The sequence below is a fragment of the Stenotrophomonas sp. STEN063 genome (assembly GCF_056854515.1).
Window position 1 is genome coordinate 1 of record NZ_JBXFWF010000084.1, and the last position, 16,425, is coordinate 16,425.

Genomic DNA, 16,425 nt, shown 5'->3' on the forward strand with positions numbered 1-16,425 from the left:
CACGTCCCCCGCTGCTACGGGCCCTGCCCCCACGCGACGCGGGGCGGGCGGGCCGCCGCGGCGTGCCTACGGTGAGCGGCTCCCCCCCCTCCCCCCGGCCCCCCCCCCCACTACGGTGCAGATCCAGGCAACTCCGGCTCCCATTCCGCTTCAAGCGTCTTCAGCAACACCGCTGCCTGGGTGCGGCTATTGCATTCAAGCTTCTTGAGCACAGCGGTGACATGCACCTTCACCGTGTTCTCCGCCAACCCCAGCACGTGCGCGATCTGCTTGTTGAGCAGGCCATCGGCCATGCACAGCAGCACGCGCATCTGTTGTGGGGTCAACCGCGCCAGCCGTGACGCCAGCAACGCGTCATGTTCGGAACGCACCGCAGCCAGCGGCGGGAAACAGGTATCGCCGTCCATCACCGCTGCCACCGCCGCACCTATCGATTCAACCGGCGCGGATTTTGGAATGAAGCCGACCGCACCGAACTGCTGGGCCCGGCGTATCACCCGCGGATTGTCATTGGACGAAATGATGATCACCGGCAGCTCCGGCCGTTCGCCGCGCAGCCACACCAACGAGGAAAAGCCGTGCGCACCGGGCATGGTCAGGTCGAGCAGGACCAGGTCCACATCGGCATGCTCAGCCACCGCCTGGGTCAGGGCCGAGACACTGGCAACTTCCAGCATCTCGCCCACGGCACCACCGTCGCGCAATGCATGCAGCACGGCGGCACGGAACAACGGGTGGTCGTCGGCAACAAGCACCTTGATCAGGCTCATGCAGCAAGTTTGGCACGGGCGCTGCCCGCCCGCCTTAGTCCCAAATCGCTATTGGTGGCTGAACTGCCCCTGTCTATCGTCCGCGCACTCCCCAATGTGCCGAGGCAACGGATGGCCGGTTTTACCCTGCGCGCTTCAATCTCTGGCCTGCTGATGCTGGCCACCAACCCTGCCGCACTCGCCAGCGACCATATCACCGCCGAAGCCAGCGGTCGCCTGTACTACGAGTTCGCCCGCTTCGACAACGATAAGCGCGGTCCGGCCGAACGCCGGGGCGACGACCTGCGCGCAGCGTGGTTGGGAGTCGCCGGCAAGGTTCACAGCGTTGGGTACAAGCTCGAGGCCGACTTCGCCGGCCATCGGCCGGTCGCACGCGATGTCTATCTCACCCGCAGGATCGGCACCGCACTAGTGACCATCGGGCAGTTCAAGCAGTTCTACACGCTGGATGACCGCAGCAGCGCCAACCACGCGCCGACCATCGAGCGCAGCTACCTGGTGCAGTCATTGGGTACGGCTTACCGGCTGGGCATTGGTGCGCAAGGCAACCACGACGGCATTTTCTGGAGCGGCAGCGTCTTCAGCCTGGAAAGCATCGACGTGTGGCAGGCCAAGGGCCACGTCATCGGCGGCCGGGTTGGGCATGCGCCATGGAGCCAGCCGGGCCGGGTACTGCACTTTGGCGTTTCCGGTGCCCGCGAGCACCACAGCCATCCCGGTGCCGATGGTGCCCTGCCAACGCGCGCACAGGTCCGCGCAACCGGCCACCTTGGCAGGCACGGCCGACTGCCGTTGGTGGAGTTCCGCAATGGTCGTGCGGTCACGGTCAACCGCTACAGCTTCGAGACCGCCGGCGTCTCCGGCCCATGGTCGTGGCAGGCCGAGTACGGCGGCGCCCGCTACGACGACGGTCAACAGCGCGCTGAAGTCCAGGCCGGCTATCTGCAGGGCAGCTGGCTGCTTACCGGGGAATCACGCCCCTACGACGCAAAGGGGGGCCGCTTTGTCCAACTGTCACCGGAAGGTGACTTCGGTGCATGGGAACTGGTCGCCCGCTACGACCGTATCAATGGTCGCCAATGGCCCGCGCAGCCACGCGACGTCACTGCTGAAGCGTGGACCGTCGGAGTGAACTGGTATGCCTCCAGGAACGTCCGGCTGATGCTGGACTGGACCGACAGCCGGCGTCGTGATGAACTGCTCGGGCGGACGCTGGACCACAGCGGCGTCCTTGCCGGTCGCGCCCAGCTGCACTTCTAAGCCTTGGTCCGCCTTGACCGACCCAAGGCATACAAGAAAATAATTTTCACGTATTCTCCCTTTTCGCCCCGATAGCCACCCATAATCCCGGGTGACCAAGGCAAGAGGCAGGATTCGTGCAGGAAAATTACTTTCATTCCGAAGCAGTTCTAGACGGCAAGGGCCTCCCCAGCGGGGGCCCGTGGACCCCGGCATCGCTCGCGGCCGCCGCACCGGCCATCCTCGAAGAGCAGCTGAGCCTGCCCGCCGCCGTGCTCAGCGCCCCGGCACTGCAGCACAACCTGCAGTGGATGCGTCAATTCGCGCAGGCCTATGGCTGCCAACTGGCGCCGCATGGCAAGACCACCATGAGTCCGGCGCTGTTCCGCATGCAGCTTGATGCCGGTGCCTGGGGCATCACCCTGGCCACCGCGCCGCAGACCGTTGCTGCCCATGCCGAAGGCGTACAGCGCGTGCTGCTCGCCAACCAGTTGGTCGGCAAGGGCAACTTCGAACTGATCGCCTCCCTGCAGCAGCGCGACCCGCGCTTCTGGTTCGCCTGCGTGGTGGACTCGGCCGCCAATGTGGCCGCGTTGGGCAGCTATTTCAGCGCGCGCGGGCAGCAGATCAAGGTATTGCTGGAGATTGGTCTGGCCGGTGGCCGTACCGGCGTGCGCGATGACGCCCAGGCGCAAGCCGTACTGGATGAAATTGCGCGTTGGCCGGATGCGGTCGCATTGGTCGGCGTGGAAGTCTATGAAGGTGTCGCCGGCGACGAGGCTGGCGTGCGCGCCATGCTGCAGCGCAGCCTTGCGCAATGGCAGGCGATCCGCACCAGCGGCGGCTTCCGCCAGTTGCCAGCCATCCTCAGCGGCGCCGGTTCGGCCTGGTTCGACGTGGTCGCCGAGGAGTTCTCCGTGCTGGCCAACGATGCCGATGCGCAGATCGTGCTGCGTCCGGGCTGCTATCTCAGCCACGACGTCGGCATCTACCGGCAGGCGGCCGAGCGCATCCATGCCAGCAATCCGGTCGCGCGCGAGATGGGCAGCAGCCTGCAGCCGGCGCTGCGGCTATGGGCTTACGTGCAGTCGCGGCCGGAACCGGGCAAGGCCATCATCGGCCTGGGCAAGCGCGATGCAGCCTTCGATGCCGGTTTCCCCGTGCCTGCACTGCACTATCGCCCTGGCGACGCGGCACCGAGCAACGCCGCCGCGCATTGGAAGGTCACTGCGATGATGGACCAGCACGCCTTCCTCGAACTGCAGGCCGACGATGGGCTGCAGGTGGGCGACATGCTCTGTTTCGACATTTCCCACCCCTGCCTGACCTTCGACAAATGGCGCCACCTGCTGGTGGTCGATGACGCGCACCGCGTTGTCGGCGCTGTTTCCACGCAGTTCTAACCGCTTCCATCGAGCCTGTTCGCATGACCGACGGTAATCTGCTGTTGATCTACGCCGCATTGTCGATCCTTGCACTGATCGTGCTGATCGCCCGCTTCCGACTCAACCCCTTCATCAGCGTCACCTTGGTGTCGGTGGGCCTGGCGCTGTTTGCCGGCATGCCGGCGCCGGAGATCCTGCCCGCCTACGAACAAGGTGTCGGCAAGACGCTGGGGCATATCGCATTGATCGTCGCGCTGGGCACCATGCTCGGCAAGATGATGGCCGAGTCCGGTGGCGCCGAGCGCATCGCGCGCACCTTGATCGCCCGCTTTGGCACCAAGAACGTGCACTGGGCGATGATGTTGATCGCCTTCTGCGTGGGCTTGCCGATCTTCTTCGAGGTCGGCTTCGTGTTGCTGATCCCGATCGTGCTCAATGTCGCCCGCCGCACCGGCGTACCGCTGTTGCTGGTCGGCCTGCCGATGGTGGCCGGCTTGTCGGTGGTGCACGGTCTGGTGCCACCGCATCCGGCGGCGATGCTGGCGGTGAATGCCTATGGCGCCGATGTCGGCCGCACCGTGTTCTATTCGCTGTTGATCGGCTTGCCGACCGCTGCCGTCGCTGGCCCGGTGTTCGCCAAGTTCGTGGCGCCACGGGTCAAGCTACCCACGCACAACCCGATGGAAGCGGCGCTGCTCGACGAAGGCCATGGCCGCATTCCCGATGAGCAGCTGCCCGGCTTCGGCATCACCCTGGCCACCTTGCTGTTGCCGGTGGTGCTGATGCTGCTCGGCGGCTGGGCCGACCAGATCGCTACACCCGGTTCGGCCCTCAACCACGGCCTGCGCTTCATCGGCCACTCGGTGGTCGCGTTGCTGCTGGCGACCCTGATGAGCTTCATCACCCTGGGCCTGATGCGCGGCTTCAGCCGTGAACAGATCCTCAAGTTCACCCAGGAATGCCTGGCACCCACGGCGGCGATCACCTTGCTGGTCGGTGCCGGTGGCGGCCTCAACGGCATCCTCGTGCATACCGGCGTCGCCGCCGAAATCATCGGCTTGTCGCAGCGCTTCGAACTGTCGCCGCTGCTGATGGGCTGGACCATGGCCGCGCTGATGCGCATCGCCACCGGCTCGGCAACCGTGGCGATGACCACCGCCTCCGGCATCGTCGCGCCGATTGCAGCCGCCATGGGCTATGCCCACCCTGAATTGCTGGTGCTGGCCACCGGTGCCGGCTCGGTGGTGCTGTCACACGTCAACGACGGTGGCTTCTGGCTGGTGAAGGAATACTTCAACATGACTGTCGCCCAGACCTTCAAGACCTGGACGGTGCTCGAAACTCTCATCTCCGTCATCGCCCTGTCCCTGGTGATGGCCCTGTCCATGGTGCTTTGAACATGTCGCAGAATACGTTCGATATCGTCTATGAGCTGCGCCAGCGCCAGCACGAGTTCAGCCCGGTCGAGGCGCGGATTGCCGCGGCGATCCTGGCCGACGTGGATGCCGCCGCGCAGTACGGCGTCAGCGAGCTGGCTGAACGCGCCGAAGTCAGCGCTGCCGCCATCTCGCGCTTTGCCAAGGCGCTGGGCTGCGAACACGTCCGCGAGCTGCGCGCACGGCTGGCCTCGGCCAGCGCGGTCGGCAAGCGCTTCCTGGAGCAGCAGAACGCACCGCCGGTATCCGCGCTGTACGCGCAGATCTGCGATGACATCCAGGAGAGCCTGCGTCACAACATCGCCAATCTGAAAGAGGACGTGGTGCAGGAACTGGCCGAAACCATCTGCCAGGCGCGCATGATCCACATCTTCGGTCTCGGTGGTTGCTCAACGGTATTCGCACAGGAGTTGCAGAGCCGCTTCGTCCGCTTCGGGCGTCCCGTCTCGGCCTGCAGCGATGCCTTGATGATGAAGATCATCGGCGCCACGCTTGGACCGCAGGATCTGGTACTGGTGCTGTCGGTCAGCGGCATTACCCCGGAAATCATCTCGGCGGTGGACATCGCACGCACCTACGGTGCCCGCATCGGCGCCATCACCCAGGCCAACACCGCCCTGGCAGAACGCAGCGACTGGCTGTTGCCGATCCAGATCGAGGAAACCGACTTCGTGTTCAAGCCCTCGGCCTCGCGCTACGCGATGATGCTGGCGATCGACGTGCTTGCCACCACCACCGCACTCAACGACGCCAACGCCAACCACGAGCATCTGCGCCGCATCAAGCTGGCCCTGGACCGCCACCGTGGCGGCGATTCGCGCCTGCCGCTGGGTGACTGACCCATGCATGATTTCTTGATACGCAACGCCCTGATCTTCGATGGCAGCGACCGGGCCGGCGTGCAGGGTGATGTGGCCATCAATGCCGGGCGTATCGTCGCGGTTGGCCAGCTTGGCGACGCGCCTGCGGCCCATGTGGTCGACGCGCAAGGCCTGGCGCTGGCACCGGGCTTCATCGATGTGCACACCCATGACGACCTGGAAGTGATCCGCAATCCGGACATGCTCAGCAAGTTGTCACAGGGCGTGACTACGGTGGTGGTCGGAAACTGCGGCATCAGCGCCAGCCCGGTGCAGATCCGCGATCAGGTGCCGGACCCGATGAACCTGCTGGGCGACGCCGAGGATTTCCGCTATGCGGATTTCGCCAGCTACCGCAAGGCGGTGGAGCTCGCCGGCCCTGCAACGAACGTGGCCGCACTGGTCGGCCACACCGCCCTGCGCCAGAACCACATGGACCGGCTCGACCGCGCCGCCAGCGCCGACGAAATCAGCGCGATGCGCACGCAGCTGCGTGACAGCCTCACCCAGGGTGCACTCGGCCTGAGCAGCGGCCTGGCCTATGCGTCGGCCTTCAGCGCGCCGTCGTCGGAAGTGGATGCACTGGCGGAGGAACTGCCGCGCAACGGGCTGTATGCCACCCACCTGCGCGATGAATTCGGCGGCATCCTCGAGGCGATGGAAGAAGCCTTCCATGCCGCACGGGCGCCGCAGGCAGCGGTGCGCGTCTCGCACCTGAAGTGCGCCGGCATCGACAACTGGGGCCGCAGCGGCGAAGTGCTGGCCAGCCTGCACGCCGCCTCGGCCACCCAGGATGTCGCCTGCGATTGCTATCCCTATGCCGCCAGTGCCTCGACCCTGGACCTGAAACAGGTCACCGATGCCTTCGACATCCTGATCACCTGGTCCGAGCCCGAGCCCAGCCAGGGCGGCCGCCTGCTGGCGGCGATCGCCGCAGACTGGAATCTCTCGCTGCTGGATGCCGCAATCCGCCTGCAACCGGCCGGTGCGGTCTACCACGGCATGGACGAGGCCGACGTGCGCCAGATCCTGGCCCATCCGCTGACCATGATCGGCTCCGATGGCTTGCCGCGCGATCCGCGTCCGCATCCGCGGCTATGGGGAACCTTCCCACGCGTGCTTGGCCATTACGCCCGCGACGAGCAGCTGTTCCCGCTGCATACCGCCGTGCACAAGATGACCGGCCTGCCCGCATCACGCTTCGCGATGGGTGCGCGCGGTTTCATCCGCGCTGGCTGGTGCGCCGATCTGGTGCTGTTCGACCCGGCACGGATACGTGACACGGCAAGTTTCCACGACCCGATCCGCGCCGCCGATGGCATCAACGCGGTCTGGGTCAACGGCTGCCTGAGCTACGACGGCAAGCAGGTCGTTGCCCGCGCCGGCCGTTTTGTCTGCCCCGAGGCTGCCCCGGCAGCCTGAGTTGCAACCGCTATACCCATTACAAAGGAATACCGATGAGTGACATCAAACGCTATGGCGCCGAAGGCGGCGTTGGCCAAGGCAAGCAGCACATGCCGTTCTCGCGCGCGGTCGAAGCCGACGGCTGGCTGTTCGTCTCCGGGCAGGTACCGATGCGCGACGGCGAACTGGTCGCTGGCACCGTGACCGAGCAATCGCACATGGTCATCGGCAACGTGCTGCAGATCCTGGCCGAAGCCGGCTACGGCCCCGAGCATGTCGTGCGCTGCGGGGTGTGGCTGGACGACGCCCGCGACTTCTACGCCTTCAATGGCGTGTTCAAGCATTACTTCGGCGAAAACCCGCCGGCCCGCGCCTGCGTCGAAAGCCGCATGGTGGTGGACTGCAAGGTGGAAGTGGATTGCGTGGCCTACAAGCGCCCGCAGCGCGACTGATCCGCCTGCAACGCCCGGCAGGGACACGCTTCGCTGTAGTGCCGAGCCATGCTCGGCTGAAGCTGTACCGGTAGTGCCTCTGCCGAGCATGGCTCGGCACTACCCGTCTTCATGGCTCCAATCTGACCTTCATGCCCAGCCAGTGCCTTTAGGCCCGGTTGCTATTGTGCGTAAGGAACGACAAAGTTCGCCCTTTGCTGGTGTAAGGTCCCCAACCCTATGATTCAACTTGACGCCGTACAGACGGTCGCCTTCGCGGGCTTGACCCTGTTCGCCGGCTACGCATTGTGCCGTGCCATTCCGTTCTTCCGCCGCTACAACCTGCCTGAACCGGTGGTTGGCGGCCTGCTGGTGGCATTGGCCGTGTGGTGGGCACATGGCCAGCAGACCACCCTGTTCACACTCGACACCACCCTCAAGACACCGCTGATGGTGGCGTTCTTCACCACCTTGGGCATCAACGCCAGCCTGCGACTGCTACGCGTCAGCGGCAAGCAGGTGATGTTGTTCCTGCTGATCGGCAGCATCTTCGCGGTGCTGCAGAACCTGATCGGTATCAGTGTCGCCAAGCTGTTCGGCCTGAACCCGATGTTCGGCGTATTGGCTGGTTCGGCAACGCTGACCGGCGGCCCAGCTACCGGCCTGGCCTTTGCTGGGCATTTCGAGCAGGCCGGCCTGGTTGGCGCGGAAAGCCTGGCGGTGACAGCGGCCATGGCCGGCATCATCTGCGGCGGCCTGGTTGGCGGCCCGGTGATCACCGTGCTGATGCAGCGCTTCAAGGTGAAGCATCCCAGCCAGAAGGCCACCGGCGCCCAGCTCGGTGAGGACGAAGCAGTCACCGTGCGCTACCCCAGCGAGTCGGCACGTGAGTTCGACGCGCTCAAGAGCATCGTCGTGCTGCTGATGGCGATGTGGCTTGGCGTATGGGTGGGCAAGGGCTTCGAAGGCATCGGCCTGACCCTGCCAACCTATATCGGCGCGATGCTGGTTGGCGCGGTGATCCGCAACATCGACGACTACACCGGCTGGATCAAGCTGTCGGTGCCGACCACCGACCTGATCGGCAACATCAGCCTGGCCCTGTTCCTGGCCATCGCGCTGATGGACCTGAAACTTTGGGAATTGGCTGGTATGGGCTTCCCGTTGCTGGTCAACCTGATCATCCAGGTCTCGGTGGTGGCGCTGTTCGCGGTGCCGATCTACTGGTTGATGGGCCGCGATTACGACGCGGCGGTAATGGGCGGTGGCTTCATCGGCTTCATGCTCGGCACCACCGCCAACGCGATGGCCGTGATGCGCCGGCTGGCGCAGCGCTACGGGCCGGCGCCGCGCGCCTTCCTGGTGGCGCCTCTGGTGGGCGCATTCTTCATCGACTTCATCAATGCGCTGATCATCACCGGCTTCCTGAACTTCTGGCCACACTAAGCCGCCGGTTCCGTGCGCCATACCCGTGCCTTGTGCACGGGTTGGCGCGACAATGGGGCCCTACTCGCCCTGTAGCACCGCTCCGCTGATGACATCCAACGCAGTACCCGCCCCTTCTTCCCGCCCTGACCTGGTCGTCGTCGGCGCTGGCGTGGTGGGCCTGGCCACCGCGTATGCCGCTGCAAAGCGCGGCTGTTCGGTGCTGCTGCTGGATCGCAATGCCGGCCCGGCACTGGGCACTTCGTTCGCCAATGGCGCACAGCTCAGCTACGCCTATACCGACGCGATGGCCGGCCCGGCAACCTGGGCACAACTGCCGGAAATGGCATTCGGCCGCAACGGGCCTTTCCGCACACGCTGGTCGGCTGATCCGGATTTCCTGCGCTGGGGCCTGGCCTTCCTGCGCCAGGCCAACACGGCAGGCCTGCAGCGCAATACCCTGACCACGCTGGAACTGGCGCTGGAATCACGCCAGGCCATGCAGGCCCTGCTGCAACAGCACCCCATCGACTTCGACCACGAGGTCTCCGGCAAGCTGCACCTGTACCCCTCCGTCGAGGGCGTGCAGGGAGCGGCGGCGATGATCGCGCTCAAGCGCGGTCATGGCGTACAGCAACGGCTGGTCAACGCGGCCGAAGCCACCGCCATCGAACCTGCACTCAGCGGCGCGCCGTGGCTGGCCGGCGGTGTCTATTCGCCTGAGGAAGAAGCCGGCGACCCCTACCGTTTCAGCCAAGGCCTGCTGCAGGTAGTGCAGCAGCACTACGGCGTGCAGGCGCTGTTCGGATTCGATACGCAGTCACTGCGCCGCACGGGTGAACACTGGCAGCTGCAGGCCCGCGATGGCCGCACGCTGCAGGCAGCGCGCGTGCTGGTCTGCGCCGGCATCGACAGCCCTGCCCTGCTCAAACCGCTGCGCCTGCGCATGCCGGTGATGGCGATCAAGGGTTACTCGTTCACCGCACCGTTGGGCAGCAATGCGCCCAAGGTCAGCATCACCGACACCAAGCGCAAGCTGGTGTTCTGCCGCTTGGGCGAGCGCATCCGCGTCGCTGGCCTGGCTGACCTCAACGATTGGAACCCCACGCCCGAACCGGCGCGGCTGGCAACAATGATCGCGCAGGCACGCGCGTCGTTGCCCGAGGCCGCCGATTACGGGCACATCGAAAGCAGCTGGGCCGGGCTGCGCCCGGTCACGCCATGGACCTCACCGATCATCAGGAACCTCGGCGACGGCCTGGCCTGCAATATCGGCCACGGCATGCTCGGCTGGACGCTGGCAATGGGCAGCGGCGAGCGCGCGGTGCAGCAGTTGCTGGGCACGCCCTGAACCAACTCAGGTTTCGCTGATCTGGTCCATGCGGATGCGGTTGGCGAACAGCGAGAACGCCAATGCGCCAGCAAGGCCATTGGCGCGGTTGATCCACTGCGGCAACCAACGCGGCGGTGCCAGCACCCCAGCTTCAAACAACGGCGTCAGCGCCTGTGCGTCTTCCAGCGTCATCTTGCCGGCGAACAACCAGCGGCAGGTCTGCAGCTTTTCATCGCGCAGCATCTGCCGGAAGAAGGTGTGCACCGAGACCAGGCCACGCAGGTAGACGGTGTCCTTGGTGAAGGCAGCGCCGCCGCTGGTTGGAACACCACGGAACACGCGTTGTGCCGAGGAAAAACTTTCCTCGGCGGTCTGCCCCGCAGCACGGAAGTAGTTGAACACCTCGATGAAATCGGCGCCATCGCGGGCCATCGCAATCGCCTCGATACGCAGGCTGATGCGCTTGAGCCGCTGGATGTCGATGCTGCCGGTGATCTGTTCGGCAAACGTCGCCAGGCCTTCCTGGGTCGCGGTGATGCGCGGCGATGACAGCGCCAGGCTGGGCAACACCACCTGATCGCGGCCATTGAGCGCCGTCAGCGAATGCACCAGCGCCTCGTGGTGGTAGAGCTGCGCACGGTCATAGGCACTGAAGGTGGCGCGGGTGCGCAGGCGAATGCGGGTCGCCCCCGCAGCGGCCTTGGCGATCAGTTCCGGGTCCAGCTCCACGCTGATCATGCGCCCTGCGAAGAACTCATCCAGGTCGCTCTGCAGCATCAACTGCAAGGCTGTTGCCGACACCGGCACCTGCTCCTCCGGGGCCAGCAGTTCGTGGTCCAGTTCCTGCGCGATCTGGATGAAGTGCCGTGCCGCATCGCGGGTGGTCGGGCCATTGCCCGGCATCGGCTGCTCGGGCACGCCGAACAACTGGGTGGAATAGTCGTCCACCGCGCGCGTACCCAGGCCTTCCAACAGACTGGCGGCCAGATCCCAGCTGTGCGCAGAATCCTGGATGTAACTGCCCAGTGGATGGCTGGCGTCCACCTCGTCCATTACCGCCGCCAGTTCGCGCCGCGTCTCGCTGAAGTCGAGTTTGGGGTAGTCCACCTGCGGCAGTACCGGGTTACCGCGCGCCACACTTTCCAGAAACGGCGCCTGCGTATCTGCCGGCCAACTGGTCAGACTCAGCAAACGGATGCCTTTGACCGCCGCGACCATTCGCGCATCGAGCGCAGCGTGATGGCTGATGGCTGGATCGTTGTGGGTATCAACTGTGCTCATGCCTGCCTCGATCAACTCAGGTAATACCGCGCAGCCATCGCTCTTGTAGGAGCGGCGTAAGCCGCGAAGCCACAACCGCATCAACGCGCGAACAGCTTACCCCTCCCCGACCCGCCCGGCCCGAAGGCAAAGCCTTCGGTCGTTCATCAGGCCGCGCGCCAGTGGCGCGCAAGCGGGCCTTCTTCCCCCCCTTTGCTCCGCAAAAGGGAGGGAGCCGAAGCAGCGAGCGTCCAGCTTCAGCGCCGCTTGCCCTTGTTGATCGGCCGCCATTGCGCACCGCGCCCGCTGTGCTTGCGTTCGGTCGCCTGCTCGGCCTGACGCTGGGCCAGCTTGGCTGCGGCCTGCGCCACTTCCTCGCGCAACTTGAGGTAGCTCTCCAGCCGGCTCTCGTCGATGTCACCGCGCTCAATGGCTTCCTGCACTGCGCAACCCGGTTCGCTGTGGTGCGAGCAATCGCGGAACTTGCATTGCGTGGTCAGCTCTTCGATATCGGCGAAGCCACCTTCAGCCAGAGTTTCCTCGCCGGTCGGCTTGAGCTCGCGCATGCCGGGCGTATCGATCAGGCAGGCGCCATACGGCAGCGGCATCAGCGCACGATGGGTGGTGGTGTGGCGGCCGCGCGAATCATTGCTGCGCACTTCGTTGGTCTTCATCCGGTCCTCGCCCAACAGCGTGTTGGTCAAGGTGGATTTGCCGGCACCGGAGGAACCCACCAGTACCACCGTATTGCCCGGGCCCAGCCATGGCAGCAGGGCGGAGACGCTTTCCGGATCCTTGCCATTGATCGCCAGCAGCGGAATCTGCTGCGCGGCCAGGTCTTCCAGCACCGCCAGCGCGTCCTCGCTGTACTCGGTCTGGTCGGCTTTGGTCAGCACCACCACCGGTGAGGCACCACCGCCGCCAACCAGCAGCAGGTAGCGCTCGATGCGGCGCGGATTGAAGTCGGCATCCAGGCCACAGACGATGAACACCGTATCGATGTTGGCCGCGATCACCTGCTGGTGATAGTGCTCACCGGCGGCACCACGCTTGATCGAGGTATGCCGCGGCAGCAACGCGACGATGCGTTTTCCGTCCAGCAACACCCAGTCGCCTACCGCCGCGCGCTCATGGCTGGGGAAGCGCGGCCGCTGCCATTCCGGCGGCGACTCGGTCTTGAGGCTGTTGTCGGGCGCATCTGCGACCACGTAGCCGGACCGGTGCTGCTCGATCACCCGCCCCGGGCGGGCCTGCGGATGGGCAGCAAAGGCCGCCTGCCACTGCGGGTCCTCGGGAGCACCGGGCCAGGGCCAGCCGATATGGCGCAGCGAATCGAAGTCGATGGAATCAGTCATTTGGGGGATTCTACCGGGGCGGGGCTTGCAGCCGGGAATGGCGATTCAGTTGAGGCTGGGGCTGGGGCTGGAACAAAAGCCAAAACCAAAGCCAAAACCAAAGCACCCCTCCCCAACCCTCCCTGCGCTGCGCGCAAGGGAGGGGGCAAGGCTTGGCCCCCTCCCTTTGCCGCAGGCAAGGGGAGGGTTGGGGAGGGTTGGGGAGGGGTGCCTTTGCCCTTGCTTTGGCCGTTGTTTTTACCTGCAACCAATCCCCACTCCCGAGTCCCCATTCCCGGCCCCAAAGCCCCACCCCGCAGCGCAACAATTCGGCTACCATGCAGAATCCATGCCCTTGATGGCCCTGAGAAAATGTCAAGCCCTGTCAAACCGCTAGCTACCCGTGAACGCCTGTCCGAAGTCCGCTACGAAATCCGTGGTGAACTGGCCCGACGAGCGCGGGAGTTGGAGGCCCAGGGCCGCAAGCTGATCAAGCTCAACATCGGCAATCCCGGTGCATTCGGATTCCGTGCGCCTGCACACCTGCAGCACGCCATCGCCGATGACATGGGCCGCACGGACCCCTATACCCATCAGCAGGGTCTGCCGGTTGCACGTGAAGCCATCGCGGCGGCCTACGCGCGTCGCGGTGCGCCCGATGCCGTGGCAGACCGTGTGTTCCTGGGCAATGGCGTCTCCGAGCTGATCGACCTGTCGCTGCGCGCCCTGCTCAACCCGGGTGACGAAGTGCTGGTGCCCTCGCCGGATTACCCGCTGTGGTCGGCTGCCACCATTCTCAACGACGGTCGACCGGTGTATTACCGCTGCCGTCCGGAAAACGGCTTCCTGCCTGATCCGGTGGAGATGGAAGCGCTGGTGTCCTCGCGCACCCGCGCCATCGTATTGATCAACCCGAACAACCCGGCCGGCGCCAGCTACCCGCGCGAGCTGCTGGAGAAAATCGTCACCATCGCCCGCAAGCACAACCTGTTGCTGCTGGTGGACGAAATCTACGACCAGATCCTGTACGACGGCGCCCAGTTCCAGCCGGTCGCACCACTGGCCGGTGATCACCCCTGCCTGACCTTCAGCGGCCTGAGCAAGGTGCACCGCGCCTGCGGTTGGCGGGTGGGCTGGATGCTGCTGTCCGGCGCGGGTGAGCAGCTGGGTGAATTCCGCGCCGCACTCGACCTGCTCAGCGCGCTGCGCCTGTGCGCCAATGTGCCCGGCCAGTACGCGATCGAAGCCGCAGTCAATGGCCCGGACACCATCTCCGAACTGTGCAGCCCCGGCGGTCGCCTGTACGAAACCCGCCGCGCGGTGATCGAGGCCTGTGAGGCCAGCGAGCACCTGTCGCTGGTAGCGCCTTCCGGCGCGCTGTATGCCTTCCCGGCAGTTGTCGGCCCGGCCGCGCAAGGCTTCGACGACCACGACTTCGCCCTGCAGCTGATGGAAGAAGAAGGCGTGCTGGTGGTGCCAGGTTCCAGCTTCAACGTGCCCTACCGCAACCACTTCCGTGTCACCCTGCTGCCCGAGGCCAGCGTTATGCGCGAGGTCTTCGGCCGCATCGACAAACTGCTCAGCCGGCGCGCCGAAGCCGTCACCAAGGTGGTGCAGCTGAAGCCACGCAGCGCGGTGGGTTGATTGGACTTGATGAGCGATAACGCAGCCACCTCCACGTCCTACCTGGCGCTGGGCGACTCCTACACCATCGGCGAAGGCGTGCCGCAGGCCGGCAGCTGGCCCTTCCAACTCGCCGCCGCGCTGCGCGCGCAGGGCATCGAGCTGGACGACCCGCAGGTCATCGCCACCACCGGCTGGACCACCGACGAGCTGGCTGCCGCCATCGATGCCGAAGCCCCGCAAGGCCCGTACGCGCTGGTGAGCCTGCTGATCGGGGTCAACAACCAGTACCGCGGACGGCCGCTGGCCGAGTACCGCCAGCAGTTCGAACAGCTGCTGCAACGCGCGATCGCCCTGGCTGGCGAAGACCCGCAGCGGGTGTTGGTGCTGTCCACACCGGACTGGGGCTTCACCCCCTACGCGCAGCAGAACGGACGCGATGCGGCCCAGGTCGCCCGCGAGATCGATGATTTCAACGCCGCCGCACACGCCTGCTGCGGCGACTACGGCGTGGCCTTCGTCGACATCACCCCGACCAGCCGCGACGGTGGTGAAGCGGCGGAAATGCTGGCCGATGACGGCCTGCATCCTTCCGCCGCCATGTACCAGCGCTGGATGCAGACCGCCTTGCCCGTCGCGACGGAACTGCTGCAGGCAGCCCCCGCCGCGTGACAGGGCATCCCGGCCATCAAGCCTTTCCGGCCGAGGCCGCCAAAGCCATCGCCGGCGCATTTGCTCCACTGCAGCCATGGGGCAACCGCTGGGACTACTACTACACGCTGGGTAAACTGCGCAGCGACCCGCTCTACCCCGGCGTGCTCGAAGCACTACGCGGCAGCGATGCCCCATTGCTGGACATGGGCTGCGGCCTGGGCTTGCTTGCACATGCGCTGCGCCACGACGGCCAACACATGCCGTACCGCGGCGTGGACAACGACGCAGCCAAGATCCAGCGCGCGGACAAGGTGGCCAAACGCGCCAGCCTCGCTGCCAGCACCTTCGAAGTCATGGACCTTGCCACCACCCTGCCTGCCCACCGCGGCAGTGTCGCCATTCTGGATGTACTCCAGTACCTGCCCGAGCAGGCCCAGCAAGCCCTGCTCCGCAACGTGGCGGCGATGCTGGAGGATGATGGAAGGCTGGTGATGCGCATGGCGCTGGCCGACCACACCCGTCGTGGCCGCATCTCGCGCATTGGCGACCGCGCGGCCAACCTGATCGGCTGGATGCAGTTCAGGCCCCGCCACTATCCTGATGCCGACTCTTTGCGTGCACTACTGCAACAATGCGGCCTGACCGTCAGCCTCACCCCGCTGTACGGCAACACCCCATTCAACAACTGGCTGCTGGTCGCCCGACGCGGTTGAACCACGGTCAAGCCGTTTGCACCGATAATGGTGCCATTCCCTGCCGGCCCAACCGGGCTGGCGCAGCAACGAGATTCCCGTGAAGAAGACCTATAGCCTCGCCATCGAAGGCAAGCACCCTGACCGCCTGCTGGAAGCCAGCAAGCACGACATCCGCAAGTACACCAAGCGTGAGCGCGGCAAGACAGTGCCGGCCGGTGCCGATTCCTGGGGTTTCGACAGCAAGCTGGGCGTGGACGAAGCCTCGGCCAAGCCGGTGGGCTACGACGAGCTGTTCCGTGCCATCGACGCGCTGGTGGCCGCCGGCAATACCCAGTTCTATGTGGAAGTGCTGAGCAAGCCGGTCAAGCGCAGCCCGCGCCCGGTGGCTGAAGCCGCTCCGGCAGCAGAGACCGATTTCGAAGATTGATCGCCGACACCCCTTTGCCACAGGCAAAAGGGGCAACCGGTAGTGCCGAGCCATGCTCGGCAGGGGCTTTCCCAGCAATGCCATGTAGTGCCGAGCCATGCTCGGCAGGGGCTTTCCCGGTAAGGCCGCTGCCGAGCATGGCTCGGCAC

15 protein-coding genes are annotated in these 16,425 nt (G+C 65.5%); 12 read left to right on the plus strand and 3 right to left on the minus strand.

Annotation, left to right across the window (positions count from 1 at the left end; translation table 11 throughout):
* Nucleotides 1-110: 110 nt before the first annotated feature.
* Nucleotides 111-770, minus strand: a complete 660-nt coding sequence (locus tag AC1VWL_RS17500; protein ID WP_482987525.1) for a response regulator — start codon at nt 768-770, stop codon at nt 111-113.
* Nucleotides 771-881: 111 nt separating this feature from the next.
* Between AC1VWL_RS17500 and AC1VWL_RS17505 the strand changes: the two genes are divergently transcribed.
* The 8 genes from AC1VWL_RS17505 to AC1VWL_RS17540 all read left to right on the plus strand — a co-directional run bounded on the left by AC1VWL_RS17505 (nt 882) and on the right by AC1VWL_RS17540 (nt 10,301).
* Complete coding sequence (locus tag AC1VWL_RS17505) at nt 882-2,030, plus strand: OprO/OprP family phosphate-selective porin (protein ID WP_482987526.1); 1,149 nt, start codon at nt 882-884, stop codon at nt 2,028-2,030.
* Between the two features lie 116 nt (nt 2,031-2,146).
* A complete protein-coding gene (locus tag AC1VWL_RS17510; RefSeq protein WP_482987527.1) occupies nt 2,147-3,412 on the plus strand; it encodes an amino acid deaminase in 1,266 nt (421 codons plus the stop codon).
* Between the two features lie 23 nt (nt 3,413-3,435).
* Nucleotides 3,436-4,791, plus strand: a complete 1,356-nt coding sequence (locus AC1VWL_RS17515) for a GntT/GntP/DsdX family permease (protein WP_481615689.1) — start codon at nt 3,436-3,438, stop codon at nt 4,789-4,791.
* A 2-nt stretch (nt 4,792-4,793) separates the two neighbouring features.
* Entirely contained in the window at nt 4,794-5,669 is an 876-nt protein-coding gene (locus AC1VWL_RS17520) for a MurR/RpiR family transcriptional regulator (protein WP_481615690.1), read from the plus strand.
* Nucleotides 5,670-5,672: 3 nt separating this feature from the next.
* Nucleotides 5,673-7,112 (plus strand): N-acyl-D-amino-acid deacylase family protein, encoded by a 1,440-nt coding sequence (locus AC1VWL_RS17525; protein ID WP_482987528.1) that lies wholly within the window; start codon nt 5,673-5,675, stop codon nt 7,110-7,112.
* A gap of 35 nt (nt 7,113-7,147) precedes the next feature.
* Entirely contained in the window at nt 7,148-7,546 is a 399-nt protein-coding gene (locus AC1VWL_RS17530) for a RidA family protein (protein WP_482987529.1), read from the plus strand.
* Nucleotides 7,547-7,765: 219 nt separating this feature from the next.
* Entirely contained in the window at nt 7,766-8,971 is a 1,206-nt protein-coding gene (gltS, locus tag AC1VWL_RS17535) for a sodium/glutamate symporter (protein ID WP_482987530.1), read from the plus strand.
* Between the two features lie 88 nt (nt 8,972-9,059).
* Complete coding sequence (locus tag AC1VWL_RS17540) at nt 9,060-10,301, plus strand: FAD-dependent oxidoreductase (RefSeq protein ID WP_482987531.1); 1,242 nt, start codon at nt 9,060-9,062, stop codon at nt 10,299-10,301.
* A 6-nt stretch (nt 10,302-10,307) separates the two neighbouring features.
* Here AC1VWL_RS17540 and AC1VWL_RS17545 read toward each other — a convergent pair whose 3' ends face one another.
* Nucleotides 10,308-11,564 (minus strand): flavohemoglobin expression-modulating QEGLA motif protein, encoded by a 1,257-nt coding sequence (locus tag AC1VWL_RS17545; RefSeq protein WP_482987532.1) that lies wholly within the window; start codon nt 11,562-11,564, stop codon nt 10,308-10,310.
* A 236-nt stretch (nt 11,565-11,800) separates the two neighbouring features.
* Complete coding sequence (gene rsgA / locus AC1VWL_RS17550) at nt 11,801-12,898, minus strand: ribosome small subunit-dependent GTPase A (protein ID WP_482987533.1); 1,098 nt, start codon at nt 12,896-12,898, stop codon at nt 11,801-11,803.
* Between the two features lie 351 nt (nt 12,899-13,249).
* On the opposite strand from rsgA, the gene AC1VWL_RS17555 reads away from it, so the two are divergent.
* The 4 genes from AC1VWL_RS17555 (at nt 13,250) to AC1VWL_RS17570 (ending at nt 16,276) form a co-directional block, all read left to right on the plus strand.
* Complete coding sequence (locus AC1VWL_RS17555; protein WP_482987534.1) at nt 13,250-14,521, plus strand: pyridoxal phosphate-dependent aminotransferase; 1,272 nt, start codon at nt 13,250-13,252, stop codon at nt 14,519-14,521.
* Between the two features lie 9 nt (nt 14,522-14,530).
* Nucleotides 14,531-15,172, plus strand: coding sequence for an SGNH/GDSL hydrolase family protein (locus tag AC1VWL_RS17560; RefSeq protein ID WP_482987535.1), 642 nt, complete (start codon nt 14,531-14,533; stop codon nt 15,170-15,172).
* Nucleotides 15,169-15,867 (plus strand): class I SAM-dependent methyltransferase, encoded by a 699-nt coding sequence (locus tag AC1VWL_RS17565; RefSeq protein ID WP_482987536.1) that lies wholly within the window; start codon nt 15,169-15,171, stop codon nt 15,865-15,867. The genes AC1VWL_RS17560 and AC1VWL_RS17565 overlap by 4 nt, the downstream gene beginning before the upstream one ends.
* Nucleotides 15,868-15,946: 79 nt before the next feature.
* The gene (locus tag AC1VWL_RS17570) at nt 15,947-16,276 is read left to right on the plus strand and encodes a DUF6172 family protein (RefSeq protein WP_482987537.1); all 330 of its coding nucleotides are present in this window, start codon (nt 15,947-15,949) and stop codon (nt 16,274-16,276) included.
* Nucleotides 16,277-16,425: the final 149 nt, after the last annotated feature.

Bases quoted from the DNA above. Each gene is read 5' to 3' on its own strand.
- AC1VWL_RS17515 (WP_481615689.1), top strand. From the start codon at position 3,436: ATGACCGACGGTAATCTGCTGTTGATCTACGCCGCATTGTCGATCCTT.
- AC1VWL_RS17520 (WP_481615690.1), top strand. From the start codon at position 4,794: ATGTCGCAGAATACGTTCGATATCGTCTATGAGCTGCGCCAGCGCCAG.
- AC1VWL_RS17505 (WP_482987526.1), top strand. From the start codon at position 882: ATGGCCGGTTTTACCCTGCGCGCTTCAATCTCTGGCCTGCTGATGCTG.
- AC1VWL_RS17555 (WP_482987534.1), top strand. From the start codon at position 13,250: ATGTCAAGCCCTGTCAAACCGCTAGCTACCCGTGAACGCCTGTCCGAA.
- AC1VWL_RS17545 (WP_482987532.1), bottom strand. From the start codon at position 11,564: ATGAGCACAGTTGATACCCACAACGATCCAGCCATCAGCCATCACGCT.
- AC1VWL_RS17530 (WP_482987529.1), top strand. From the start codon at position 7,148: ATGAGTGACATCAAACGCTATGGCGCCGAAGGCGGCGTTGGCCAAGGC.
- AC1VWL_RS17540 (WP_482987531.1), top strand. From the start codon at position 9,060: ATGACATCCAACGCAGTACCCGCCCCTTCTTCCCGCCCTGACCTGGTC.
- gltS (WP_482987530.1), top strand. From the start codon at position 7,766: ATGATTCAACTTGACGCCGTACAGACGGTCGCCTTCGCGGGCTTGACC.
- AC1VWL_RS17500 (WP_482987525.1), bottom strand. From the start codon at position 770: ATGAGCCTGATCAAGGTGCTTGTTGCCGACGACCACCCGTTGTTCCGT.
- AC1VWL_RS17560 (WP_482987535.1), top strand. From the start codon at position 14,531: ATGAGCGATAACGCAGCCACCTCCACGTCCTACCTGGCGCTGGGCGAC.
- rsgA (WP_482987533.1), bottom strand. From the start codon at position 12,898: ATGACTGATTCCATCGACTTCGATTCGCTGCGCCATATCGGCTGGCCC.
- AC1VWL_RS17525 (WP_482987528.1), top strand. From the start codon at position 5,673: ATGCATGATTTCTTGATACGCAACGCCCTGATCTTCGATGGCAGCGAC.